The 23,531-nt window shown below is 32.5% G+C and carries 28 protein-coding genes and 1 pseudogene; 14 read left to right on the top strand and 15 right to left on the bottom strand.

From position 1 onward, the window contains the following. Entirely contained in the window at positions 1-504 is a 504-nt protein-coding gene (locus GM3709_RS00620) for a type IV pilin protein (protein ID WP_066115295.1), read from the bottom strand. A 227-nt stretch (positions 505-731) separates the two neighbouring features. On the opposite strand from GM3709_RS00620, the gene GM3709_RS00615 reads away from it, so the two are divergent. From GM3709_RS00615 to GM3709_RS00605, 3 genes are all read left to right on the top strand, one after another. After that, entirely contained in the window at positions 732-1,826 is a 1,095-nt protein-coding gene (locus GM3709_RS00615; RefSeq protein ID WP_066115292.1) for a hypothetical protein, read from the top strand. Between the two features lie 110 nt (positions 1,827-1,936). Beyond that, positions 1,937-2,518: a hypothetical protein gene (locus GM3709_RS00610; protein WP_066115290.1), complete on the top strand. Its 582-nt coding sequence runs from the start codon at positions 1,937-1,939 to the stop codon at positions 2,516-2,518. Positions 2,519-2,716: 198 nt separating this feature from the next. Continuing rightward, positions 2,717-3,319, top strand: coding sequence for a pentapeptide repeat-containing protein (locus GM3709_RS00605; protein WP_066115287.1), 603 nt, complete (start codon positions 2,717-2,719; stop codon positions 3,317-3,319). Between the two features lie 17 nt (positions 3,320-3,336). On the opposite strand, the gene GM3709_RS00600 is transcribed toward GM3709_RS00605, so the two are convergent. Next, complete coding sequence (locus GM3709_RS00600) at positions 3,337-4,236, bottom strand: TIGR04168 family protein (RefSeq protein WP_066115283.1); 900 nt, start codon at positions 4,234-4,236, stop codon at positions 3,337-3,339. 324 nt (positions 4,237-4,560) lie between these two features. Between GM3709_RS00600 and GM3709_RS00595 the strand changes: the two genes are divergently transcribed. Further along, entirely contained in the window at positions 4,561-5,088 is a 528-nt protein-coding gene (locus GM3709_RS00595; protein ID WP_066115281.1) for a tetratricopeptide repeat protein, read from the top strand. Positions 5,089-5,237: 149 nt separating this feature from the next. Here the strand turns inward: GM3709_RS00595 and psaK are convergent, their stop codons facing one another. Further along, positions 5,238-5,501 carry a photosystem I reaction center subunit PsaK gene (psaK, locus tag GM3709_RS00590; protein WP_066115279.1) on the bottom strand — a complete coding sequence of 88 codons (264 nt, stop codon included), beginning with the start codon at positions 5,499-5,501 and terminating at the stop codon, positions 5,238-5,240. A 258-nt stretch (positions 5,502-5,759) separates the two neighbouring features. Between psaK and miaA the strand changes: the two genes are divergently transcribed. Further along, on the top strand, positions 5,760-6,659 hold the full coding sequence (miaA, locus tag GM3709_RS00585) for a tRNA (adenosine(37)-N6)-dimethylallyltransferase MiaA (protein WP_066115275.1): 900 nt from the start codon (positions 5,760-5,762) through the stop codon (positions 6,657-6,659). Between the two features lie 30 nt (positions 6,660-6,689). Here miaA and GM3709_RS00580 read toward each other — a convergent pair whose 3' ends face one another. Both GM3709_RS00580 and GM3709_RS00575 read right to left on the bottom strand, forming a co-directional pair. Beyond that, positions 6,690-6,956 (bottom strand): response regulator transcription factor, encoded by a 267-nt coding sequence (locus GM3709_RS00580; RefSeq protein ID WP_066115271.1) that lies wholly within the window; start codon positions 6,954-6,956, stop codon positions 6,690-6,692. Positions 6,957-7,057: 101 nt separating this feature from the next. Further along, positions 7,058-7,702 carry a class I SAM-dependent methyltransferase gene (locus tag GM3709_RS00575; RefSeq protein ID WP_066115268.1) on the bottom strand — a complete coding sequence of 215 codons (645 nt, stop codon included), beginning with the start codon at positions 7,700-7,702 and terminating at the stop codon, positions 7,058-7,060. A 139-nt stretch (positions 7,703-7,841) separates the two neighbouring features. Between GM3709_RS00575 and GM3709_RS00570 the strand changes: the two genes are divergently transcribed. Further along, positions 7,842-8,603 carry a hypothetical protein gene (locus tag GM3709_RS00570; RefSeq protein WP_066115266.1) on the top strand — a complete coding sequence of 254 codons (762 nt, stop codon included), beginning with the start codon at positions 7,842-7,844 and terminating at the stop codon, positions 8,601-8,603. Positions 8,604-8,634: 31 nt separating this feature from the next. Here the strand turns inward: GM3709_RS00570 and GM3709_RS00565 are convergent, their stop codons facing one another. The 3 genes from GM3709_RS00565 to gmd form a co-directional block, all read right to left on the bottom strand. Further along, positions 8,635-9,627, bottom strand: a complete 993-nt coding sequence (locus GM3709_RS00565) for an NAD(P)/FAD-dependent oxidoreductase (RefSeq protein WP_066115263.1) — start codon at positions 9,625-9,627, stop codon at positions 8,635-8,637. A 299-nt stretch (positions 9,628-9,926) separates the two neighbouring features. Continuing rightward, on the bottom strand, positions 9,927-10,862 hold the full coding sequence (locus GM3709_RS00560) for a GDP-L-fucose synthase (RefSeq protein WP_066115260.1): 936 nt from the start codon (positions 10,860-10,862) through the stop codon (positions 9,927-9,929). A gap of 125 nt (positions 10,863-10,987) precedes the next feature. Continuing rightward, positions 10,988-12,052, bottom strand: coding sequence for a GDP-mannose 4,6-dehydratase (gene gmd / locus GM3709_RS00555; protein ID WP_066115257.1), 1,065 nt, complete (start codon positions 12,050-12,052; stop codon positions 10,988-10,990). Positions 12,053-12,437: 385 nt separating this feature from the next. Here gmd and GM3709_RS00550 point away from each other — a divergent pair, with 385 nt between their 5' ends. From GM3709_RS00550 to GM3709_RS00540, 3 genes are all read left to right on the top strand, one after another. Further along, complete coding sequence (locus GM3709_RS00550) at positions 12,438-13,265, top strand: ABC transporter permease (protein ID WP_066115254.1); 828 nt, start codon at positions 12,438-12,440, stop codon at positions 13,263-13,265. Between the two features lie 54 nt (positions 13,266-13,319). After that, entirely contained in the window at positions 13,320-14,093 is a 774-nt protein-coding gene (locus GM3709_RS00545; protein WP_066115252.1) for an ABC transporter ATP-binding protein, read from the top strand. An 88-nt stretch (positions 14,094-14,181) separates the two neighbouring features. Then, a complete protein-coding gene (locus GM3709_RS00540) occupies positions 14,182-15,636 on the top strand; it encodes an aminotransferase class I/II-fold pyridoxal phosphate-dependent enzyme (RefSeq protein WP_066115248.1) in 1,455 nt (484 codons plus the stop codon). Between the two features lie 178 nt (positions 15,637-15,814). Here the strand turns inward: GM3709_RS00540 and GM3709_RS00535 are convergent, their stop codons facing one another. After that, complete coding sequence (locus tag GM3709_RS00535; RefSeq protein WP_066115245.1) at positions 15,815-16,783, bottom strand: protochlorophyllide reductase; 969 nt, start codon at positions 16,781-16,783, stop codon at positions 15,815-15,817. 122 nt (positions 16,784-16,905) lie between these two features. Here GM3709_RS00535 and GM3709_RS21600 point away from each other — a divergent pair, with 122 nt between their 5' ends. From GM3709_RS21600 to GM3709_RS00520, 5 genes and pseudogenes are all read left to right on the top strand, one after another. Next, complete coding sequence (locus tag GM3709_RS21600) at positions 16,906-17,028, top strand: hypothetical protein (protein WP_255359675.1); 123 nt, start codon at positions 16,906-16,908, stop codon at positions 17,026-17,028. Between the two features lie 117 nt (positions 17,029-17,145). Further along, positions 17,146-17,367 carry a type II toxin-antitoxin system HicB family antitoxin gene (locus GM3709_RS00530; protein WP_066115242.1) on the top strand — a complete coding sequence of 74 codons (222 nt, stop codon included), beginning with the start codon at positions 17,146-17,148 and terminating at the stop codon, positions 17,365-17,367. Positions 17,368-17,429: 62 nt separating this feature from the next. After that, a complete protein-coding gene (locus tag GM3709_RS00525) occupies positions 17,430-18,269 on the top strand; it encodes an IS5 family transposase (RefSeq protein WP_082712913.1) in 840 nt (279 codons plus the stop codon). A 415-nt stretch (positions 18,270-18,684) separates the two neighbouring features. After that, positions 18,685-18,768: pseudogene (locus GM3709_RS21845) on the top strand (hypothetical protein); the annotation flags it as partial. A gap of 137 nt (positions 18,769-18,905) precedes the next feature. Then, positions 18,906-19,133, top strand: coding sequence for a hypothetical protein (locus GM3709_RS00520; protein ID WP_066115240.1), 228 nt, complete (start codon positions 18,906-18,908; stop codon positions 19,131-19,133). A 99-nt stretch (positions 19,134-19,232) separates the two neighbouring features. Here the strand turns inward: GM3709_RS00520 and panD are convergent, their stop codons facing one another. The 6 genes from panD to btpA form a co-directional block, all read right to left on the bottom strand. Continuing rightward, positions 19,233-19,652 carry an aspartate 1-decarboxylase gene (gene panD / locus GM3709_RS00515; protein ID WP_066115238.1) on the bottom strand — a complete coding sequence of 140 codons (420 nt, stop codon included), beginning with the start codon at positions 19,650-19,652 and terminating at the stop codon, positions 19,233-19,235. Positions 19,653-19,694: 42 nt separating this feature from the next. Beyond that, positions 19,695-19,856, bottom strand: coding sequence for a hypothetical protein (locus tag GM3709_RS20630; RefSeq protein WP_173645688.1), 162 nt, complete (start codon positions 19,854-19,856; stop codon positions 19,695-19,697). Positions 19,857-19,957: 101 nt separating this feature from the next. After that, complete coding sequence (frr, locus tag GM3709_RS00510) at positions 19,958-20,509, bottom strand: ribosome recycling factor (RefSeq protein ID WP_066115234.1); 552 nt, start codon at positions 20,507-20,509, stop codon at positions 19,958-19,960. Next, the gene (gene pyrH / locus GM3709_RS00505) at positions 20,496-21,218 is read right to left on the bottom strand and encodes a UMP kinase (RefSeq protein ID WP_066115232.1); all 723 of its coding nucleotides are present in this window, start codon (positions 21,216-21,218) and stop codon (positions 20,496-20,498) included. The genes frr and pyrH overlap by 14 nt, the downstream gene beginning before the upstream one ends. Positions 21,219-21,619: 401 nt before the next feature. Continuing rightward, the gene (locus tag GM3709_RS00495) at positions 21,620-22,627 is read right to left on the bottom strand and encodes a vitamin K epoxide reductase family protein (RefSeq protein WP_197671857.1); all 1,008 of its coding nucleotides are present in this window, start codon (positions 22,625-22,627) and stop codon (positions 21,620-21,622) included. A 49-nt stretch (positions 22,628-22,676) separates the two neighbouring features. Beyond that, on the bottom strand, positions 22,677-23,522 hold the full coding sequence (gene btpA, locus GM3709_RS00490; protein WP_066115226.1) for a photosystem I biogenesis protein BtpA: 846 nt from the start codon (positions 23,520-23,522) through the stop codon (positions 22,677-22,679). Between the last annotated feature and the right edge of the window lie 9 nt (positions 23,523-23,531).

The following is a 23,531-nucleotide window of genomic DNA, read 5'->3' as shown; positions in this document are numbered from 1 at the left end:
TTACTGAATTCTTACTCCATTATTAGTACAATTACTTGCGGGTGTATCTCCGACATCAACTGGAACATTAACTACAGCCGACTGACAAACAGCAATATCAAACAATCCATTATTAAAATAAACTCCTACGGCATAATTTCTAACGTCATCAGTGGGATTAATCGCAATTACTTGATGTTTAACTATATTTTGATCAGCCGTGGGAACAGTTATCACATGATATTGTTGACGAAAATCAATGTCTAAAAGATTAAGGTTAGAGGCAAATGTCTTTTTTTCAACATGGAAAACTTGTTGTTGACGTGCGATCGTACCCATTATCAGTTTTGTTTCACTTTCTCTTGCTTTACCAACTTGATCGAGAAAAGTAGGAATAGCAACGGCAACAAGGGTAGATGTGAATAAAAAAACCACCGTCAACTCAATTAAGGTAAAACCTTTTGTTTCTTTTTTTAGAATGAGTGCTAGACTGTAGAGAAGTTTGCGACGCAGATTGAGTATCATAATTAATTCCTCTTTGTGAATTGATATAATTTCTCTGTTTTATGGGAAACATTATAACATATAAAAATTTAATTTCGGAATCTAATAAATATCTAGTATTTATTAACAAATTACATTCTTCTATTTTCTCAGTTATTAATTAAACTTAGGGAAATAAAACTTTTTTATTTCTTTTTATTTAAAAGTAAATATATTATATCTTTTATTAGTTTATTACCTTACAATTTATGATTGAAACTGATTTTTTTACTGATGAAGAAATAAAGGAAATTATATTGGAGTCTTGTACAGAAAAAATTCAAGATGTGGTTCAGTTTGATACCAAAAATATCTATTTTTTATGTATAAAAGAAGGTTATGAAGGGATTTTTATGAAAAAGAAAATCAAGGATTCCTATTATATACCATTATTAGATATTAGAAATGTTATTAAAGAAATAACGATCGAACAACAAAAAGTAAAAATTGTTTTACAGGATGAAGAATTTTTTACTGTTGCAATGCCCTCAGAAGATATACATTTAACATTTAGAAGATTTAAGTTAATATATGAAGGCTTGGAAAAAACTCAAAAAACTAAATATTCCGAAGAAGAAATAGAAAAATATAATATTGCACTTCAAGAACAAACTAAAAAAAATAAAAAACTAAACTTCAAAAAACTTTTTGGTACAGATAAAAAGATTAATAAACCAAGATTAATATTTCTAAGCTGTTGTACAGTAATTCTTGGTTCTTATGCTTTATATAACTTTATTATCTCCAGAAAAAGTACAGAATTAAAGTATAAAATTACTGGATTAGAATTAAATAGTTTTCCATATCAAAATGGTAATAGTATTTATAATAATGGTTTAAAAGATGAAAAAAAATGTGAAAGTTTCATGAATAATAAAGAAAAATACTTAGAGTGTTTGAAAAGTTTAACATCTAATATTTATTATTATAAGAGACCAATTAAGAATATTAAATATGATGCTTCATCAGGAATTTTTAGTTTTGATTGTAACTTAAGTTCTGCAAATGTTTCGTCATCTATTAGAGATATAGATATAAAAATTGATGATTATGGTGGCGGTGGTTATCGTTCAGTGGATGGAAAAATAAGTAAAGTTTTGTCTCCTGAAGAAGCAGAAATTTTCAAAAAAAGATTGATAGATAATGGTCAATGTAGTTATATTTTATCGGGAATCAAAAAATCTTATTTTAATACAGAGGAAGGCTCAAAAGGAAAAGTTGTTATTCCCGTTAATTTAGATTTATATATATGGTTTAATGATGATTTATCTATCTTATATTATCAAGAAGAATCTAATTATTGATGAAGACAGGAGATAGGAAATAGTAATAAGAATTGACTTAAAATTTATCAAAACTGATTTTACAAAATTAACATAATACGTTGTTTTTACCTATAAATATTTATTTAAGAATGTCTTTATTATCTTGTTTGTACATAATCTGTGGAGGTTTTCATGATTCTTCTTTAACAACCAATTTTTTTACTTATTTAACAACTATAACAAAAGATATTAGTAAAGAAAATACTATTATTTTTAATCTCGATTCTTCCGAAAAAATTTATTCTGTCGATCGAACTCTTCCTTATAATGGCTTTAGTATCTATAAATGTCTCAAAGAAAATCAGCACAAACTAATAGATTGTGATCTTATTTTTATGGGATTTAGTGCAGGAGTAATTGGTGCGATTATTGCTGGAAATTTATGGGAAAAAAATGGAGGAAAAGTTAAGGCTTTATTCGCTTTTGATAGTTGGGGAGTACCATTAATAGCTAATTTTCCTTGTTATCGTATCAGTCACGATTATTTTACACATCTAAGTTATTTGGGCGGTGAAACAAATAGTTTTTATGCTAATCCTTCCATATCCCATCTTGACTTGTGGCAAAACCCTGAAAATGTACAAGGTTGCTGGGAAATAACATTAGGCATAAAAAAAAGAAGTAACTTACAAGAATTTCTGAAACACTATCTTAAAGAAAATCGGGAATAAAGTAAAAAGAGGATAAAAGTTTGAATGGAAAAGTCACTCTTTTGAATTTTAATTGACACTAGACTAGATTATTCTGAAAAACTTGGTAATCATCAAAAAATGTAAATTTTCAAGGGAAAAAACTCTTAACTTTTGAACAGTTAACTTATAATTATCAATCATATTCAAAAATTATATCAGTCAATATTTATCCTTACTATGACGAACTTAATAACCTGTGATTTGTCTCAAATTCGCAACGGTGAGATTCAAGATTTACAAGGCATCAATTTAAGTGGATGCAATCTTTCAGGTGCTAATTTACAAAAAGCTGATTTTTCAGGTAGTCAATTAATGGGTACTAATTTTACTGGTGCAAAGTTACAGGGAGCTATTTTACGTTGTAATTTAAGGGGTGCAGATTTGACAGGTGCAGATTTAACAGGTGCAGATTTACGAGGTGCAGATTTACGAGGTGCTATCTTATTATCGGCACAAGTAGAAAATATTAGCTTTGCTGGTGCTTTCTTAGGGGGTGCAATTCTGACTAATTTAGATTTATCTGATGCTGATTTACGAGGTACTGATTTACGAGGTGTTAATTTAGTGGGAGCTTGTTTACAGAAAGCAGACTTAAGTAATTCTAATTTAAGCGGTGCAGATTTATCTCAAGCTGATATGGAAGAAGCTAATTTCACTGGTGCAATTTTAGAAGGTGCGAATTTATGTCGGGGGAATCTTCTTTGTGCTACGATCGACCCTAATGCTTTAAAACATACTTTTAAAGAAGGTACTTGTATAGAGGGAATTTTTGACAATTAATAATTAGGAGTTTGAAATCAGAAGTCTGGAGATTCTAGAATAATTTGATTTTCTACAATTTTCATGGTTTCATCGATGGAAATAAGGCTAATTTTCATAATTTTTTCTTGATTTAGGGTAACTAAAGAGAATTTGTGAACTTTTTTGCCGTTTATTTCTTGAATACGAGGAGTCGATGCCGCATTCAGATATATTGTATCATGCTTATCACGATTAACGATCGTTCTTAATCTTTCTTTAGTATGTCTTAAAGCGTGGTGCATATGTCCAAAAGTGACTAAAGAAACTTTTTTTCCTAAATTACGACTAATTTCGATCGCACTTTGAAAATCAGGATCACCATAATCGCCACCGAGAGGATTCCAGTCTCTACCGCAGGTATCTTCAGGATTACTTCCTAAACCGAAAGGGCCATTATGACCGATGAAGATGATATGATCAAAAGAGGTTTTTCTCACCCCATCGACGATTTTTGCTGTTGATTCCTCAAAACTATTCACTCCATAGCGGTGCTGATAAAAGTCAGAATACTTCCATTTTGAACCTCCCCAAGTGAAAGGGCGACTGCCGACGACGGATAATTCCAGAGGAGGAAAATCGAGACTGCTATAACCGACATGAGTTATGCCTAATAAGTCTAACTGTTTTTGTACCCTATCTTCCAAAGTTTGATCGTAGGGACATTTTTTTCTCCCCCATTCTGTAGCGGTAAACCATGCGTCATGATTACCTAAAATAATAGCTTTAGGAATAGTTAAATTAGCAATATTTTCGACAACTTTTATGGATTCATTACCAAAATCTCCCACAAATAAAGCTAAATCTACGGCTAAAAATTCTAATGCTTCAGAATCATAATCATTCCAATTTTCGTGGACATCTCCAATTACTGCTATTTTTATACTTGTTTTTCTCATTAAAACTGCTAAAAATTAATTTATCTGATATTAATAATTATTTCCTAAAAGGGTATTATTCAACGATCGATTTAAAAAAATTTTCCATCACTCTATTATGATAATAAATTTAAGAATTGCTCTTTTTTTATTGAACTGTCACTAAAAGGAAAAAAGAATGAGTACTTTAACCATAAAAATTAAAACTAAAGAGGATTTAACTAAACCATTAAAATAAGGATAATTAGAGCAATTAAATTAAAACGATCGATCTAAAAAATGAAAGATCCTTAGTATGATAAAATAAGATAATAATCAAAATAATTATGAAAAAGTTTTATATTTATGTACGATAATCTTCCAGTAGTTTATATATCTATTTTACTAGGTCTATTAGGTATTGTAGCGATCGTTTTATTAAGACAAATAATTAAGACTAGAAAGGTAGAATCTCGTTTTTCAAAATTACAAAATAAGCTCACAAATCAAAAAGGAACTGCACAAGAATATTATGAATTAGCTGGTATTTATTTAGATAAAAAACTATTTGTTCAAGCGGTACAATTGTTACAAAGAGGTCTAAAAGCAGACAATAAAATCGAGCCAGAAAATAAGGCTTTAATGTATAATGCTTTGGGTTTTGCCTATTTTTCTCAAGAACAATATGATATTGCAATCAAGAATTATAAGGAAGCAATTAAACTTTATCCTGAATATACGATCGCATTAAATAATTTGGGAAATGTTTATGAGAAAAAATTATTAGTTCCTCAAGCCTTAGAATCTTATAAACAAACTTTAGAATTAGATCCTAAAAATTCGATCGCTCTCAAACGTGTAGAATCTTTAGAAAAAAGATTAGTGAAAAATTAATAAGCTAAAACCCATTTAACTTGCATAGTTTAATATTAGTAAAAATTGATGAAACTGTTATTTGTTGCCTATTGCCTACCCTCAACATTCTAGTTAGATAAGTCTGAGCTTAGGTAATAATTGTTAATTGTTAATTTTTAATTCTCAGCTTATAAAGCGCCTAAGTTAGATAATCCGAGAATAACTCCTGCACCCAATAAATGTCCAAAACTGGTGGTAGCTAATAATCCGGGCAATCCAAATCCACCAAAAAACTCACCACTAGGTAATTGAGGATCAGCACTAGGATATTTTACAGTAAACTTAGCAAAAGCGATCGCAATAATGTTACAGATGATCATGGTTAAACCAACGGTGGGACTCCATTCGAGAGTGGTAGGAACAGTAGCAAATAAAGTATTGAGAAATAACATTAAACTTTTTCCTTAAATAAATGTATTTGAGAAATTTATTTTAAAAGCTCAGGGCAAAAAAACTACTATTTTGTTGCAATACTTTGCATTTTTGTTAATTTTTGTAACAGTTCGATCAAGACGATCGTCGGAATGCAGAATTAAAAATGTAAAATTTAGTGGAGATTCTTCCTTTCAGTCAATGGAATATTTAAAAGTTGTCTCTGTTTGATCACATTATAAGTAAGATCAATGGTGTGGTTAAAGGTTGAATATGTTATGAAAAAGGGTTTAATCGTTATTTGTGGAGCAACCGCTAGTGGTAAGTCTTCTTTGGGACTAAAATTAGCTCAGAGATTAAATACTTTTATTATTAGTGCAGATTCTCGTCAAGTCTATCAAGAGTTTGATATTGGCACGGCAAAACCTACTATTGAAGAACAAAATTTAGTGCATCATTATTTGATTGATATTTGTCACCCTACAGAGACTTTAACCTTAGCAGATTATCAGGAAAAAGCACAGACTATCATTAATTCGACATCCTCCATTCCTTTGTTAGTAGGAGGCACAGGATTATATATCAATTCTATTACTAAAGGTTTAAAAATTCCTAGAGTTGCACCCTGTTCGTTATTACGATCGCAGTTAGAAAGTTACAGTCAGCCAGAAAGATATAGTTTTTTACAACAAATAGATAGCAAATCCTGTGAAAAAATCCATTTTAATGATGAAATCAGAACTATTAGGGCATTAGAAGTTTATTATGTCACGGGAAAGCCTATTTCCGAACAACAAGGAGAAAATCCACCTTCATATCCTGTTTTACTCATCGGTTTACACTGCGATCGAGATGCTATTGAGGAAAGAATTAAACAACGGACAAAAATAATGATAGAACAAGGTTTAGTAAGGGAAACAGAAAATTTAATCAGAAAATATGGACTAGATTTACCCTTATTAAATACTTTGGGATATGCAGAAATTAAGCAATATTTGACGGGAGAAATTAACTTAAATCAAGCAGAAGAATTAATTGTGATCCATACTCGACAATTTGCTAAAAGACAACGTACTTGGTTTAATGCTAATAAAAAAATTAAATGGTTTAATCCCGATTCTTCTTCGTTATTAGAAGAAGTTTGGGAAATAATTAATAACAATCAATTTATCAAATAAAAGATGTTGAAAAAGTCTATTTATTTAAGATTATTTATCGACAACATTCGGCAAGATACAACAATTAACTTCGTCAAGACAAATTTTACCCCATTGTAACGCCCAACGAACTAATTCCACACGATTATCGGTTTTTGTCTTTGTTAAAATATTACTAATATGATTATCAACTGTTCTTTTACTAATTTCTAATTTTTCTGCAATATCATTATTAGTTAAACCTGTTGCTACTAATTCTAATATTTCTAATTCTCTTTCTGAAAGAGTAGTGGATTCTGATGTTTTGCCACTATTCATAAGTATTTTTTACCCCGTAAATATGCCTATAGTTGTCTTAATTTAATTGTAACGAAAAATGTCAGGGAAAAAAAATTATCTTGGTTATTTTACGGGTTTTATTATTTTTTTCTGGCAAAAACAGCATAAAAAGGATCTTTTCCACCTATTCCTAACATTTGTAAAATAGCTGGTAATTCTGGTTGAGTAGCCACTATTTGCACCTCATTAAAATCAGCAATAGATTGAAAATAAGATCTCACTAAATGTAGTCTTTGTCGATCGGTAGCATCTCGCCATACAGAAATAGCTTTTTGATAAAACATTCGATTAGAAAAACTAAAAATAGCGACTCCATTGGGTTTCAAAATTCTAGCAATTTCACTAAATACAGCTTCAGGATATTGTAAATATTGTACGGATACGGCACATAAAACTCCATCAAAATCTTGATCTTCTAGAGGAAATTGAGGATTTTTATTCAAATTTTGGATAAAGTAATGATTTAGACGGGGATTTCTCTTTAATTCTTCCTCATTCATCCCATGACCTTCTATATGACTATATTCTATTTCTGGTGGTAAATGAGATACCCAACTACTCATTAAATCTAATATTTTCGTATTTGGCTGTAGCTGTTGTCGATATAACTCGGTTAACTGTCGAATAAAGTGATCATCTACATGATTGACAAAACGGGGAAAGGAATAAAATAAAGTATCTTCACTGTCGTCTAATTTTGTCCTTTGATGTGGTTGTAGTAACATGATTTGGAATTTGAGGGAATATCACATTAATTATAGATAGAGAATTCTCGATCGAAATATTTTTTTCGATGGATTGCATAAATCCAAGTAACCAACTGGATAAACCGATAGAAACTATTAAAGGAAACCAGTTATGACAATGATTAAGTCTCAATACCATAATCTTTTTACTTCTATTTTTCCTCATCAATCCGAATGTCCTAGTTTGATAATTAAGTTTTTGTTGGTATTAGAAATAGAACAATTGATCCCTTTATTTAAGATTCATGAAAATTACGAAAAAAATTCCGCTATTTCTGCATTTGTGACGACAAAAGATCATCAGAATATATCTGTTGCAAGTATAATTAGTGAGTCTATGGAAGAAGATGAAGATCTCTTATTTTTTGGCTCTAATTTTGAAGTATTATTAGGGCAAAAATTAGGAAATAAAAAAGTAGAAACTGAAACTATTAAGACTTTTTTAATTTTTACTAGACAAGGTTTAATTTTAGAAAATGATGATATTTCCTATGACTTAAACCGTAATAAATATCAATTTATTGAGTGGGATTGTTGGCAAGATATTTTTATTTCTTTCGATCAAAATGAACCTAAATGTAGTTTAATTTTTATAGATCGTCAAGGATATTTTTTAGAAATTAACACCATAATTAATAATTCATCAGAAGTTGAAAAAATAGAAAAACAATTACCTATAATCTTCTGTTACTTTATCCTGAAACGTTTTTGGAAATATGTCGAAAAATTAAATCATAATAATTTTGTCTATTTTAATCCTCAAGATTTTCTTTATTTAGATCAAGAAAGATTGTCTTATTTTAGTGAGAATATTTTAAGCAATATCAATGTTACTGAGGAAGACTTATATAACCTAGTTGGAAAAATTGATCATTATTAATTATTAATTGTTAATTGTTAATTGTTAATTATTAATTATTAATATTTTCTTCCCATTTTCTAGGAGGTGATTGACGGCGTATATTACGCCAAATTTGAGTGGCGGCTAAAGTACCATCAGCTACAGCGATCGATACTTGATTGATTCCTCTTTTTAAATCACCAAGTGCAAAAATTCGATCGTGAGTAGTTTGTGTCATATCATTAGTAATAAGATTTTCACCATCCCACTCTAAACCCTTGATACCTTTCAAATAGTGATTATGATAAATCGAGCCCATGTTAATTAAGCCTGTAGTCGCTTCAATAAAAGTACCATCCGTTAATTGTACTCCTTGCATTTTATGATCTTCTCCTACAAAACGCTCGATCGTGCTTTCATATAAAGGATAACCATGATCTGCCAATTTTTGCTTCATTTCATCACCTACAGTACATAAACCATGAGTTAAAACAGTGATATAAGGAGTAAACCAATTTAAAACGAAGGCAGCATTAATTTGAGACTCTTTACCGACAATTAATACTGATTTTTGATCCCACATATCAAAACCATCGCAAATCATACACACATGGAGAGTATAACCGGCATAATCATAGACATTTTGCATATCCTCTAATTCTGGTAAGACATCAATAATACCTGAAGCGGCGATTAAATACCTACTACGAAAAACAGGATAAACACTATCTTTTTTGCCAATCTTGACTTTCACCGCAAAAGTATCACCGTCATCGGTAACATCTTCTACATAACCTCGTAAATGATCAGCTCCCCAATCAATGGCTTGTTTTGTGCCATGATTTAATATATCTCGTCCCGGTGCATGAGGATCAATACCTAAATAATTACGAAGATCTTGCATCCATAGAGATCGACCTTTACCCTTTTCAATAACTAGACATTTTAAACCATAACGGGCTAGATAAATCGCCGCCGATAAACCTCCCATACCTCCACCTACTACGATCGCATCATAAACTATATCAAGACGGGTATCGAAATTTTTACTGGATAATTTCATAGATTTTTCCTATTAGTAGTATCGTTTTAAAAGACAAAATGTAAGTTATAAATTAATGGTTTATGTATCGATTATAAACTTAGACTCATTTAACTTGCTTATCTTAAGATTACCTGAGTGTATAGATTCTTAAGGGTAAACCATAAAATTATCGGTAAAGAAAGGGAAAAAGAAATAGGCAAAAGTGATAATAATTGATTTAGAATTATCAGGAATTGATTTATTTCAATTGTATAATTTAAAATTAATAAAAATTACCAACAATCTTCATGACTTACTACTTATTACTTCTTACTTAATTAACTATTTTGTCGATACCATTCGATGGTATTTTTTAAACCCTCTTTTAAATCCATATTAGCAGTAAAACCGAAGGCTTCTTTCGCTTTAGAAGTATCTAAACAACGACGAGGTTGCCCATTAGGTTTATCGGTTTCCCATGCTAATTCACCTTCAAATCCCATTAATTCGCAGATTAATTCTGTTAAATCTTTGATTGTAATTTCAAAATTTGTTCCCAAGTTCACTGGCTCAGAACTATCATAAAGTTGTGTACCCATAACAATACCCCTCGCCGCATCATTCGAGTATAAAAACTCACGAGTAGGACTTCCATCTCCCCATACAGGAATAACTTTATCTCCTCTTTGTTGTGCTTCATGAACTTTACGAATTAGAGCAGGAATTACATGAGAGCTACGAGGATCAAAATTATCTTCGGGGCCATACAAGTTTACTGGCAAAAGGTAGATACCGTTAAAACCATATTGAAGACGATAAGATTGTAATTGTACTAATAAGGCTTTTTTGGCAATACCGTAAGGGGCGTTAGTTTCTTCTGGATACCCATTCCATATATCTTCTTCTTTGAAAGGTACAGGGGTAAATTTGGGATAGGCGCAAATAGTACCAACGCAGGTGAATTTTTCTACTCCTGCTTGATAGGCCGCATGAATTAATTGAGTACCCATCATAAGGTTATCATAAAATAACTCAGCAGGTTTTTCCCTATTTAAACCGATACCGCCAACATGAGCGGCTAAATGTATAATTACATCTTGATTAACTACGGCTTTTTGACAATTTTCCCAGATAGTCAAATCACAGTCTTTCGATCGAGGTATAGTGATTTTATCGGGATTTGCTCCTGCTTTAAGTAATTCCGATACAACTTGCTTACCTAAAAAACCTGAACCACCTGTAACAAGTATTTTTTTTGTACTTAAATCTAACATAATAATCAGTAATCAGTAATTGATAGTTGAGAATTGAGAATATTGATCATACATAGTCCACCATGAAATTTATTTCATGGCTAAGAGCAAAAGTCGGCTAAAGCGACTTCCCTCTTCTCCTCTTCTTAATTGACGTTGTGCAACATATTTTGACGGATATAGGCTATATCTTTTACTTTATCGCCATTGGTAATGCCTAAGGCCTCTAAATCAGCATCTACCATTAAGTTTACTAACTCAGGGAAAGTAACAGAGGGTTGCCAACCTAATTTCTCTTTAGCTTTACTGGGATCACCTATTAATAAATCTACCTCCGCAGGACGCAAATAGCGCTGATCAAAAGCAACATAATCTTCCCAATTTAAGTTGACGTGAGAAAAAGCTAAATCTAAAAATTCTTTGACGGAATGTGTCTCCCCTGTGGCTACCACATAATCGTCAGGTTGTTCTTGCTGTAACATTAGCCACATAGCTACTACATAATCTTTTGCATAACCCCAGTCTCTTTTTGAGTCGATATTACCTAAGTATAGTTTTTCCTGTTGTCCAGCTACAATACGAGCGATCGCTCTGGTAATTTTTCTGGTGACAAAAGTTTCACCACGACGGGGGCTTTCATGGTTAAATAGGATACCGTTACAAGCAAACATATCGTATGATTCACGATGGTTAATAGTTTGCCAATGAGCATATACTTTACCACAGGCATAAGGACTGCGGGGATAGAAAGGAGTTGTTTCTTTTTGGGGAATTTCCATTACTTTCCCAAACATTTCCGAAGATCCTGCTTGATAATAGCGTATATTAGCAGAGGTTCTTTGTTGATAATCTCTCACTGCTTCTAATAGTCGTAATGTACCCATTGCTACGCTATCAACGGTAAATTCTGGAGCATCAAAACTAACTCTAACGTGAGACTGAGCACCTAAGTTATAAACTTCATCTGGCTGTACTTCTTCTAAAATACGACGTAGAGTTGTACCGTCTGTCAAGTCTCCATAATGAAGAAAAAATTTAGCATCTTCTTGATGAGGATCTTCGTATATATGATCTATTCGATCGGTGTTAAAGGTAGAAGTCCGTCGGATAATACCATGAACTTTATAACCTTTACTCAATAATAGTTCACTTAAATAAGAACCATCTTGTCCAGTTATACCAGTAATTAACGCTGTTTTATGATTGGTCATTCTTCGTTACATTAACTTTTATTTATATTTCTATGGAATCATAGCTTAATCTTTGGTTAAGTTTACCCGATCGATTCTCATTTTGAACATCTAAATTGATAAAATAAACGTCTAAACTAAAAGAGAGATTGTTCTATTTTTCAAAAATCGTTACTGAACTTTATTTTAAAAACGATCGATTTTATAGTAACTTAGACAAGTTATCGACTAAAAGAAAATGAAGCATCAAAAGAAAACATCTTACTTTAGGAGACAAAAGATAGTGTGAATAAGAATCTCAAAATTTTAAAATCTTACTCCATTTGTTACCAATAATTTAAGACGGCTATAGCTTACCATCACCTTTTGAGGATTTCTATATAATAATTATTCTTACTAATTACTCATGATTTTAACCAGAAAAAAAACCTTAAATTTTATAGATAAACTACCTTCTGGAAACAGTATTAAACGTTATTGGGAACTTCTTTCTGTTTTAATACCACAGAGCTTAAATGCTCGTTATCGAGGTTCTTTTTTAGGGGTATATTGGTCTTTATTAAATCCTTTAATTATGACTGGTTTATATACTACTATTTTTGGTGCAACATTTGCTTCTTACTTCGGCGATTCGATCGTTAATTATATGTTTGCGGCATTTACTGGTTTATTAGTAATTAATTTTTATAATTCTTCTACTACTCAAGCATTAAGTAGTGTGGTAATTAATGGAGATTTGTTAAACAAAATTAAATTACCTGTTCCAGTTTTTCCTCTTGCTATGATAGGCGCTAATATTTTTCAATTCATAGTCGGTTCTTTTCCTTTATTAGCTATAGTAACTCTTATAAAAACCCATAATCCTCTCAATATTATATTTTTATTATTTCCCTTTATTGCTTTAGTTTTAGTTTGTACAGGAGTAGGTTTCTTTGTTAGTGCATTATTTGTATTTTTTAGAGATTTAGGCTACTTCTATGAGATAGCTACTTTTATTGTCTGGATTACCAGTCCTGTATTTTATCCTGCCGAAATTGTACCGGCTAGAGTGCAACCAGTTTTATATCTTAACCCTTTAGTACCAATTATTGAAAGTTTGAGACAAATAAGTTTAGATGGTACATTGCCAGAATTAATTTACTTGCTTAGAGGTTTTTTAAGTGGGATAATTATTTTAACTTTAGGATGGTTATTTTTTAGAAAAGTACAATCATCTTTTATGGATTTGCTTTAAATTGTTGTTAATTTTTTAATTATATTAGCTTAATTATTATTATTTAAAATCAGAATGACTCACGAAGCTATTAGACTAGATAATGTATCTTTATGGCGTAGAACTCAAGAAGAATTTTCTTATGATTTAAAAAGAACAGTTCTTTCTCTTTTACAGGGAAAATATCGAAAACCGGCAAAAAAACAGATTTTAAAAGATCTTAATTTTGCTATAGAGTCAGGAGAAAAAATCGGAATTATTGGCTCAAATGGTGCAGGAAAATCAACTTTATTAAAGGTAATTTGCGGTATTTTAGAACCAACTAATGGCATCGTCAGAGTGAGAGGAAATATTGCTCCTTTAATTGAATTAGGAGCCGGTTTTAATGTAGAAATGTCTGTTAAAGATAATATTATTTTGTATGGAGTTTTATTGGGTTATTCCAAAGAAGAAATGATAACCCGTACCCAAGAAATTCTTGAATTTGCTGAGTTAGAAGAATATGGCGAAATACCCGTTAAAGCACTATCTTCGGGAATGAAAGCAAGGTTAGGTTTTGCGGTGGCTACGGATGTGAAACCCGATATTCTTATTCTTGATGAGGTTTTATCTGTGGGAGATGCCCGTTTTACTCAAAAATCTCGTCGCCGTATTGAAAATTTATGGGAAAACAGCAGTACGATTTTATTTGTTTCTCACAGTTTGGAATATGTACAAGATTTGTGCGATCGAACTATTTGGCTCGATCGTGGTACAATAGCATATCATGGTAACACTAAAGAAGCAATTAAATTATATCTTGATTCTGTTGGTGTTCAAGAATACACTCGTCCACCTTCTGCACTTTAAGGCAACGATTAATTTTCTGACAAATCATATAGAGGAATATAATTTGGTTCACTGATTTAAAGTGTCTTATTGTGAGTAATAATAACCTATGAAAAATCCTCAAAAAAAAATTCCATTATTAACTATATTAAAAGCATTAGCCAAAAAAAAAGATGCTCCTTTTTATACTCCCGGACATAAAAAAGGTCAAGGTATTAATAAATTTTTAACAGAATTAATGGGGGATATGGTTTTTCGTGCCGATTTGCCAGAGTTACCTGAGTTAGATAATTTATTTGCCCCTGAAGGAGTTATTAAGGAAGCTCAAAATTTAGCCGCTTCTGCCTTTGGCGCATTGGAAACGTGGTTTTTAGTTAATGGTTCAACTTCTGGTATTATTGCTTCCATTTTAGCTACTTGTGGAGAGGGAGATAAGATAATTTTACCTCGAAATATTCATCAATCAGCCATTTTTGGGTTAATTTTGTCTGGTGCAACCCCTATCTTTATCAATCCTGAATATAACTCTGATTTTGACTTTTTTTATACCATTTCACCATCTCAAATTACCGATGTTTTAGAAAATAACAACAATATCAAGGCGGTGATGGTAGTATCTCCTACTTATCATGGTATTTGTGCCAATTTGACAGAAATAGCCCATATTACTCATAATTTTAACATTCCTTTGTTAGTAGATGAGGCTCATGGGGCTCATTTTTCTTTTCATTCCCAATTACCACGATCGAGTTTGCAATCAGGAGCAGATATAGCAATACAATCGACTCATAAAGTTTTAGGGGCAATGACTCAGGCTTCGATGATTCATCTTCAAGGCAATTTAGTCGATCGAAATCGTCTTAGTCTAGCTTTACAATTAGTACAATCTTCTAGTCCTAGTTATTTACTTTTAGCTTCCCTTGATGGTGCTAGACAACAAATGGCACTAGATGGAGAGGATTTATTAACTCACACAATAAATTTAGCAAATATTGCTAGAAAAGAAATTAATAAATTAGAATATTTATCTTTATTAGAATTAGTTAAACCTACAGATTTTTTTGCTGATTTAGATATTACTAGACTAACAATTAATGTTAGTAAATTAGGATTAACAGGTTATGAAGTTGATGAAATTTTACACGAAGAATTTGGTGTCACTTGCGAATTACCATCTTTAAATAATCTCACTTTTATCATCTCGATCGGTAATACATTACCAGATATTGAAAGATTAATAGAAAGTTTAAAAGCTCTCAAGAAATATCATAATAATAAAAAACTAAATCCAAAAATTAATAACAATAAATTACCCTTAATAATCTCAGAAATAACTCCTAGACAGGCTTATTGGGCAGAGAAAAAAGTAGTTTTAAAAGAATTAGCAATAGATCGAATTAGTGGAGAAAATATTTGTCCTTACCCTCCCGGTATTCCTTTAATTATGGCAGGAGAAATTATCACAAAAGAGGCTTTAAATTACTTAGAAGATATTAATAATTCAGGAGGAATCATAACAGGTATTAGTGATAAAACTTTAAATACCTTTAAAATCATATCGTGAACAAAAATTGCTGAAAAAATGTTTTAGTGAAGGCAAAAGATAGAAGTTGAAAATTAGATATTACCAATTGATAATTAATTGATTCATTCAAGGTTTAAAGTCACCCCTTTTAGCCAGAGGCAACTGTTAATTGTACATTGTACATTGTTCATTGTCCATTGTTGAAATAGCTAATTTCTTAATTTAGTCCAACTAATTGTTTGCTTAAATCCCACATTAATTGTGCTTTATTTTGATCACTAGCTTCGTCAGAAACCTCCTGTACAAAAGACTTACGTCCTTCTTTTTGACGATTTCCCCAACTCCAGTAAACACCAGATACGTTAAATTCTGGATCAGCTACAACCATTCCCAGTCTATCTCCAGCTAATTCTTCTGAAACATAACCTCCAGTAATATTTTTTTGGAATAAAGGGAAGATTTTTTGAAATAAAGAAAAATGATTGCGGAAAAGTGCAGTCGTGGCGACACATCCGGGATATAAAGCAGAAAAAACAATGCGAGTAGATTGGTGATAACGACGGTGTAATTCTCTCATGGTTAACATATTGCAGAGTTTACTATCTTTGTATGCTTTTCCTGATTTGAATTTTTTACCATCAATCATACTAATAGGTGGTTTAAAGCCTTGTTTGAAGCCTTCTAAATCTCCTAAGTCGGGAGGTGCCGGAATAGGAATTTTACCGCCTAATTCTTTGGGATTAGCGGTGACAGTACCTAAAATAACTAATCTTGGTTCGGGATTTCCAGACTTTTGTAAATCTTCTAACATCAAATTACAGAGTAAGAAATGCCCTAAATGATTAGTAGCAACGCTGATTTCATAACCGTCTTCGTTACGCATTGGCTCTTTTAGTAAGGGGTAATAAACCGCCGCATTACAAACTAAGGCATCTAATTTTCTGGCTGATGCTCGAAAGTCTTGGACAAATTTTCTGACACTGCTAAAAGATGCTAAGTCAAGATGAATTGCTTGATAGTTTTGGGTCGCAATACCAACTTCTTTAGCCGCTTTGTGAGTTTTTTCAAGGTTTCGACAAGCCATGATCACAAACCAACCTTTTTCGGCTAACGCCCTAGCACCTTGTAATCCTACCCCCGATGATGCACCGGTAATAATTACTGTGGGTTTATTATCTGTAGTCATTTTGATTAAATTTATTTTTTATAGCTAAATTTCAGATTATCTTAATGATCTCACAGAAAGTTGATTTCAATTTCTAAGTTTTTTTAAGTTCAACCTAACCTCAGTTTAATATAAAATTTTCGGTGAAAGGCTGTGACAACGAATCATCTGAAGCGAGGCACTATCACCAATCTCCTCAGATGGTTTCACGATCGATCGCCATGACAACAAGAAGCAATCTTCAAAAGACGATCACCCCTCCCTAAACCTCGATCTCACCTCCCCATAATCGATCGAACTCCAAAACACGATCTCATCAAAAAGTTCCGTGCTTATTATAATTAACTTAAGTTTTGAGAAAAAATTATTGAAATAAAATTAAGATGAAAGTTAAAGCCATAATTCATAAAGCCGAAGAAGGTGGATATTGGGCAGAAGTGCCAATTTTTCAGGGATGTTATACACAAGGTGAAACTATTGAAGAAGTTTTAGAAAACCTGAAAGAAGTTATCAGTTTATATGCGGAGGATGAACCAGAAAATCTTAGCCCTTCAGATAAAGTAGTTGAGTTAATTAGACCTCTTGCAAAATTAAATACGAGATAGGATTAACCAGAATAATCTATAATTTTGGGCGATGGAGGATACCTTAAGTATAAGATTTAATTATGAAACTTGAGAGAATAAAAAAATTAAAGCCAGAAAAGTTTAAAAGGAGATTTGGAGTAAAAAAAGAAACCTATAATCTTTTAGTAGAAATAGTCAAAAAAGAACAAAACAATCACAAAAGAGGAAGGAAAAGCAAATTAACAGTGTCCGAGCAGATTTTAGTAACCTTGGAATATTTGAGAGAATATCGAACTTATTTTCACATATCAGAGTACTGGAATATCTCAGAATCAACGGTTTGTAGAACAGTTCATAAAATTGAAAAAATCTTGCTCAAATCAGGTTATTTTTCCCTAGGTGGTAAAAAAGAATTGATAAAAAAAGAGAATGAAATTAAGGCAGTATTAATAGATGTTACTGAAATAGCAATCGAAAGACCAAAAAAAAGACAAAAAATTTACTATAGTGGCAAAAAGAAGGAACATACATTTAAAGCACAATTAGTAGTTAATAAAGATACCTTGGAAATAATTTGTTATGTAAATGGACGAGGAAGAGAACATGATTTTAAAATTTTTAAAAACAGTAGATTACCATTAAGTGAAAAAATAAAGTGTTTAGTAGACAAAGGTTATCAAGGTATAGAAAAAATTCATAAATTAAGCGAAATACCAAAAAAGAAAACAAAAAAAAGAAAGTTAACCCAAGAAGAAAAAAGAAAAAATAGAGAGTTAAATCGACAAAGAATCGTAATTGAACATGTAAATAGAAAACTTAAAATATTTAGAATACTATCAGAAAAATATAGAAATAAAAGAAAAAGATTTGGGTTAAGATTCAACTTAATTGCGGGAATTTATAACTATGAAATAGTGAAAAAAGACATAGCTATTATTTAAGAACTATATTAAAGAATCCAGTAAATTAATTTGTGTATTTTATCGCCAATGGGTATTTACTTTCCTAGGTTGAGAATTATATAAGCAAGAATTATGATTAACTGTATAAAGGCACTTATTTTCTTTAATTAAATTAAAGGCGATTGCTAATATTTTGTCTTATCCTATCATCTTTTTATGTTCATTATAATTTTGCAAGAGATCTATTAAATGAAGGAGGTTTAGTAATTAATTGGAGTAAAAAATTTAAGAATAAGGGTGAATTAATCAATGTAAGTTAAATGCGTCTTAGCTTATCAAAAGTCTCCATTTATAAAACAAAGTATTAATATGGTAAATGTAACTGTTTTGACTTTCTGATAGTTTGAAATTATGGCTACCAATGCTTATCTAACAATTCTCGAATCCGCCTTAAATCAAGTTAATTCTCAGTTATTCTCTGGGGAATAACCTTGACAACCATCTCACTGGTGGAGAAGGAAATGATACCTTAAATGGACGTGGTGACAATGATACTCTCACGGGTGGTATTGGCAATGATAGTCTTATCGGCGGTACGGGTGATGATTCTTTCCGCTTTACTACCGTGAATGAAGGGATCGATCGTATTACTGACTTTAATATGATGACACTATTTTGGTTCGTCGTAATGGTTTTAGTGGTGGTTTATCTTTAGGCACTTTAGCAGTAAATCAATTCCGTGTCGGTTCATCGGCAACAACATCTTCTCAGCGTTTTATCTATAACTCTAGTAATGGTGCATTTTTCTTCGATTCCGATGGTAATGGCACAACAGGGGCAATACAAATCGCCACTTTAAGTACGGGGTTAGGAATGACACATCAGGATATTGTGGTGGTGTAATTAGATTGTGGGCTTTTGGACATAATTCAAGCCCTTTAATTATATCAAGTTCGGATCAACATCCATAGATAATGTTGGATTTCACGGATTAAAACTAACCTACAGTATTCTTTCGTTAAAATCGATTTCGCCGTTATGGGGGGTAAGAGTTTGTTCAAAAAAATCAGCAATATTATTATTTTCGTCAGCTACTAATACTTTGGCTTTATGACCATTAATCATAATATCTTGTCGATCGAGTTGTTCATAAGCATAGATAATGAGAATATCCCCCGTTTTGCACAATAAAGCGGCACCACCATTAGGACAAATTTCTCGACTACCTCTAACCCCCGGTATAGCATAGGTTGACCATCGTTGTGCATTGTTTAAGTTAACTATATCAACTTCTTCTAAGGGTAAGATTCCCACTTTTTCCATTAATTCAGGATCGATCGAGATACTACCTATATAATCTACATTGGCGGAAGTTACTTTTACTCGATGTAATTTACCGTGCATTAAGCGGATAATTTTCATATTAATTCTTGTCTTTACTTTCGATCGATAATTCTGATTTTACTATCCGATAAATGATTGAATAACGGTGGTAGATAAGTCGGTAATGGGTGCTGGAATCATTGCCCCTCTTGAATCTAATAATTGTACTAATAATAAATAAACAACTCCTAATAAAACCGAAATAATCCCAGTAATAATGGCTACTAATTTTTTTCTTTCCATAAACTTTTATCTTATTTTAAAATTAATTAATCTCTCATCTCATTTTTCTTAAAGCTATGATAACAATGGGTTTAAACCCATTGCCCCTATACAATTTCTGATTAAATATTAGTTAATTCTTTCTCTTTAACCGCTAAAATTTCGTCTATTTTGGCAGTAAATTTATCCGTGATTTTTTGAATTTGATCTTGTAAATCTCTCGATTCATCTTCGGATATTTCGCTACTTTTCTCTTGTTTTCGTATTTTATCGATCGCATCTCGTCGAACATTACGAATAGCAACTTTTCCTTCTTCTGCATATTTACCCGCTAATTTCACAAATTCCTGACGGCGCTCTGTGGTTAGAGGGGGAATATTTAAACGAATTACTTGCCCGTCATTATTGGGAGTTAAACCCAAATCAGACATAGAAATAGCTTTCTGCAATTGATTCATACTACCTTTGTCAAAAGGTTGAACCAAAATCGTAGTCGAATCGGGAGTACTAATATTAGCAAGGGATTTTAGAGGAGTTTCCGCCCCATAATAGTCCACCATAACCTTATCTAACAAGCTAGAATTAGCTCTACCTGTGCGAATAGTGTTAAAGTCTTGCTGTGTTTTTTCGACACTTTTTTGCATATAGCCTTGAATTTCGTCAGTTAACTTCACAAAAACCTCCTACAATAGTTCCTACTTTTTCTCCTTTTACCGCGCGAATAATATTACCACGATCGAAAAGGTTAAATACAATAATGGGGATGTTATTTTCTTTACACAAAGCGATGGCAGTACCATCCATAACCCTTAAATCTTGAGTCAGTACATGGTTATAGTTTAAAGTTTCATAACGACGAGCATCGGGATTTTTCATCGGATCAGAATCATAAACTCCATCAACTTTAGTGGCTTTAAAAATTACTTGAGCGTCAATTTCCGCCGCGCGTAAAGCCGCAGTAGTATCAGTGGTAAAAAATGGATTACCAGAACCAGCTCCAAAAATTACGACTCTACCTAACTCTAAATGACGTATTGCTTTACGACGAATATAGGGTTCGGCTACTTCTTGCATGGCGATGGCTGTTTGTACTCTAGTTGGAACATTTCTTCTTTCTAAAGCATCTTGTAATGTCATAGCATTCATTACTGTAGCGATCATACCTACATAATCTGCGGTAGCTCGATCCATCCCATCTGCGGAAGCCTTAACACCCCTAAATATATTACCACCACCCACGACGATGGCTACTTGGATGTTAAGATTAACAACTTCAGCAATATCCTCTGCAATATCGGCAACTACTTTGGGATCGATGCCATAGCCTAAATCTCCCATTAATGCTTCACCGCTTAATTTGAGTAAAACCCTCTGGTAAGTCATTGTTTTGTTGCCTTCTCTGTCATGATTAATTTTCTTCAGTTAACATACCAGAACCTTTAGCAATTGGCAATGATTTAAGATGTTTTTGACGAGGAGTAGGTATTAGGTATTTGGTGTTAGGTATTAGGTTAAATAACCAAAAATCAAGGCTTTTAGGCTTTGTGTAAGATATACAAAAACAAATTGGTTTTAATGAAAATAAGGTAAAATGCTGAGTTTTTGAGTAAAAATTACTAAAATTGCGCACTTTTTTGTTAATGTCGTATTTCTTAACCATTGATTTTAATAGCTTTCTGATTCCCATAAGCAAACCCTAATTAACAATTCTCAAAAGTATTTGTCCCGTCATCTATCTCCTGTCTCCTAATTATTTCTCACGACTTCTATAGAATTGCTATAGTTCAACGCATTCCATATTTAAACTTAGTACTACCAGTATAACTCGTTAATTCTGCTAATTTTTCTAAAGTTTGAACTCCTTCATAAGTTTTACCATCAATAACCCATGTGGGAAAAGCTCGAACTTTTGCATCAATACACTTTTGTGGTGCAGGAGCGACACCTTTAGGATCACATTCAACTTTAGGTAATTCTTTAAATGCTTCTTTACCAAAAAGTAATTTTTGATCAAAGCAGTGAGGACACCAATAAGCAGAGTACATCACCGCCCCATTTTGAGCTAGGTGTTTTGCTAGAGAAATTTCTGCTTCGGTAGAAGTTGTAGTAATTTCCCATCCTAAAGGAGGTTGGGGTGCAGTTTCTGGTTGTGGAATGGGAATTTTTTGTCCTGCGACTACCTCGATATTCGGATCTTCGATCGCGATCGTATTAACATTAGCATAAACTCCGATCGCACCTACAAAGGTAATTAAGGCGACAGCGATACCTGTAAAAAATATTTGTCCCATATCTTGCCAATCGTTTCCAATAATAGTTAAGGTTAATAAACTTAAAGAGAATAAAGCTGAACCAATACAATAAGGGCATACAGCTTGAATTTTAAAGGCTAAAACATACATTAAATAACTGCTAAAAGCGGCCATAGCAAAGCTACCGACAAGCATTAGCCACCAAGTCCATTTTTCCAGTTTTTGTCTTAATTCTTTATCTTTTTCTGGATTAATAAATAATGGAGTTAGAGCAAATATTGCCATGGTGAAATAAGCTAATGAACCAAATATACTTAAAGGAGGCCCAGTTTTGCCTTGAGGATCAAAAGGATAAGCATAGGCACTATCTAAAACACTGTTACAACCCCCTGCACCATTAGCAGTACAAGCGATTTCACCTCCCCCAAGTTTACTAATAGTTAAATACATAGTTAATATTAAACCTACGATGGCGATCGCACCGATAATAAATCGAGATTGACGTTGAATCCAAGGTAGGTTACGACGACGACGAATCATAATAATTTTAAATAATGAGTTAAGGTTTATCTGAATTTTAACAATTAAATTAGGATGCTTGATTAACGGGTTTTGAAGAAGATTTTGAGGAGGAGATAATAGGAGTCTGCATCGCTTCGATAAATTGAGATACCCTAGTGGGATCGATCGTTTCATCAATTTTACCATGACGTTTTAAAGAACTTGCTACAATAACCCCATCGGCAAAACTCATTAAATCACTAATATTATCGAGTGTTGCACCACTACCAATCAAAACAGGAGTACCTTTGGCGGCGGATTGAGCTAATTCTAAATCTTCTCTACTAGGGGGTAAACCCGTTGCCCAACCCGATAAAATGACGGCATCGGCTAAACCTCGTTGGATAGTATCTTGTACCGCAGTGGTTAAATTGGGTGTACCAAGAGGACGAGCGTGTTTAACTAAGACATCGGCGAAAATAGCTATATCCTCCCCTAATTCTCGGCGATAACGCTGAATTTCGTGGGCTTTTCCTTCAATTAATCCTTGATCTGTCGCCATTACTCCTGTATAGACATTTACCCTAATAAAACTTGCCCCGACACAAGAGGCGATGGCTAAACCAGCTTTAGCATCATTTCTGAGTATATTTAAACCGATCGGTAACATAATCAAACTCATGATTCGATCGACAATTAAAGTCATAGCACTAATAGTAGCAGGATCAACATTATCTTTAGTAAAAGGAGCATCAAAAAAATTTTCAATAATAATACCGTCAACCCCTCCTGCAGCTAAAGCAGTGGCTTCTTGTTCTGCCCTTTCCATTACTGCTTTTAAATTACCACCCCATCTAGCAGAAGTGGGCAAGGGTAATAAGTGAACTACACCAATAACAGGGTTTTTCTTCCCAAAAATTTTTTCAGTTATCATAAAAACTTA

The sequence above is a fragment of the Geminocystis sp. NIES-3709 genome, assembly GCF_001548115.1.
In the GTDB taxonomy this organism is placed as follows: domain Bacteria; phylum Cyanobacteriota; class Cyanobacteriia; order Cyanobacteriales; family Cyanobacteriaceae; genus Geminocystis.
The sequence above is the reverse complement of the archived record's forward strand: the minus strand, read 5'-3'. Positions and strand labels throughout refer to the sequence as shown.

What these genes read in the sequence shown, in the direction of transcription:
- GM3709_RS00620 (WP_066115295.1), bottom strand. Translation starts at nt 504, where the DNA reads ATGATACTCAATCTGCGTCGCAAACTTCTCTACAGTCTAGCACTCATT.
- GM3709_RS00615 (WP_066115292.1), top strand. Translation starts at nt 732, where the DNA reads ATGATTGAAACTGATTTTTTTACTGATGAAGAAATAAAGGAAATTATA.
- GM3709_RS00610 (WP_066115290.1), top strand. Translation starts at nt 1,937, where the DNA reads ATGTCTTTATTATCTTGTTTGTACATAATCTGTGGAGGTTTTCATGAT.
- GM3709_RS00605 (WP_066115287.1), top strand. Translation starts at nt 2,717, where the DNA reads ATGACGAACTTAATAACCTGTGATTTGTCTCAAATTCGCAACGGTGAG.
- GM3709_RS00600 (WP_066115283.1), bottom strand. Translation starts at nt 4,236, where the DNA reads ATGAGAAAAACAAGTATAAAAATAGCAGTAATTGGAGATGTCCACGAA.
- GM3709_RS00595 (WP_066115281.1), top strand. Translation starts at nt 4,561, where the DNA reads ATGTACGATAATCTTCCAGTAGTTTATATATCTATTTTACTAGGTCTA.
- psaK (WP_066115279.1), bottom strand. Translation starts at nt 5,501, where the DNA reads ATGTTATTTCTCAATACTTTATTTGCTACTGTTCCTACCACTCTCGAA.
- miaA (WP_066115275.1), top strand. Translation starts at nt 5,760, where the DNA reads ATGAAAAAGGGTTTAATCGTTATTTGTGGAGCAACCGCTAGTGGTAAG.
- GM3709_RS00580 (WP_066115271.1), bottom strand. Translation starts at nt 6,956, where the DNA reads ATGAATAGTGGCAAAACATCAGAATCCACTACTCTTTCAGAAAGAGAA.
- GM3709_RS00575 (WP_066115268.1), bottom strand. Translation starts at nt 7,702, where the DNA reads ATGTTACTACAACCACATCAAAGGACAAAATTAGACGACAGTGAAGAT.
- GM3709_RS00570 (WP_066115266.1), top strand. Translation starts at nt 7,842, where the DNA reads ATGATTAAGTCTCAATACCATAATCTTTTTACTTCTATTTTTCCTCAT.
- GM3709_RS00565 (WP_066115263.1), bottom strand. Translation starts at nt 9,627, where the DNA reads ATGAAATTATCCAGTAAAAATTTCGATACCCGTCTTGATATAGTTTAT.
- GM3709_RS00560 (WP_066115260.1), bottom strand. Translation starts at nt 10,862, where the DNA reads ATGTTAGATTTAAGTACAAAAAAAATACTTGTTACAGGTGGTTCAGGT.
- gmd (WP_066115257.1), bottom strand. Translation starts at nt 12,052, where the DNA reads ATGACCAATCATAAAACAGCGTTAATTACTGGTATAACTGGACAAGAT.
- GM3709_RS00550 (WP_066115254.1), top strand. Translation starts at nt 12,438, where the DNA reads ATGATTTTAACCAGAAAAAAAACCTTAAATTTTATAGATAAACTACCT.
- GM3709_RS00545 (WP_066115252.1), top strand. Translation starts at nt 13,320, where the DNA reads ATGACTCACGAAGCTATTAGACTAGATAATGTATCTTTATGGCGTAGA.
- GM3709_RS00540 (WP_066115248.1), top strand. Translation starts at nt 14,182, where the DNA reads ATGAAAAATCCTCAAAAAAAAATTCCATTATTAACTATATTAAAAGCA.
- GM3709_RS00535 (WP_066115245.1), bottom strand. Translation starts at nt 16,783, where the DNA reads ATGACTACAGATAATAAACCCACAGTAATTATTACCGGTGCATCATCG.
- GM3709_RS00530 (WP_066115242.1), top strand. Translation starts at nt 17,146, where the DNA reads ATGAAAGTTAAAGCCATAATTCATAAAGCCGAAGAAGGTGGATATTGG.
- GM3709_RS00525 (WP_082712913.1), top strand. Translation starts at nt 17,430, where the DNA reads ATGAAACTTGAGAGAATAAAAAAATTAAAGCCAGAAAAGTTTAAAAGG.
- panD (WP_066115238.1), bottom strand. Translation starts at nt 19,652, where the DNA reads ATGAAAATTATCCGCTTAATGCACGGTAAATTACATCGAGTAAAAGTA.
- GM3709_RS20630 (WP_173645688.1), bottom strand. Translation starts at nt 19,856, where the DNA reads ATGGAAAGAAAAAAATTAGTAGCCATTATTACTGGGATTATTTCGGTT.
- pyrH (WP_066115232.1), bottom strand. Translation starts at nt 21,218, where the DNA reads ATGACTTACCAGAGGGTTTTACTCAAATTAAGCGGTGAAGCATTAATG.
- GM3709_RS00495 (WP_197671857.1), bottom strand. Translation starts at nt 22,627, where the DNA reads ATGATTCGTCGTCGTCGTAACCTACCTTGGATTCAACGTCAATCTCGA.
- btpA (WP_066115226.1), bottom strand. Translation starts at nt 23,522, where the DNA reads ATGATAACTGAAAAAATTTTTGGGAAGAAAAACCCTGTTATTGGTGTA.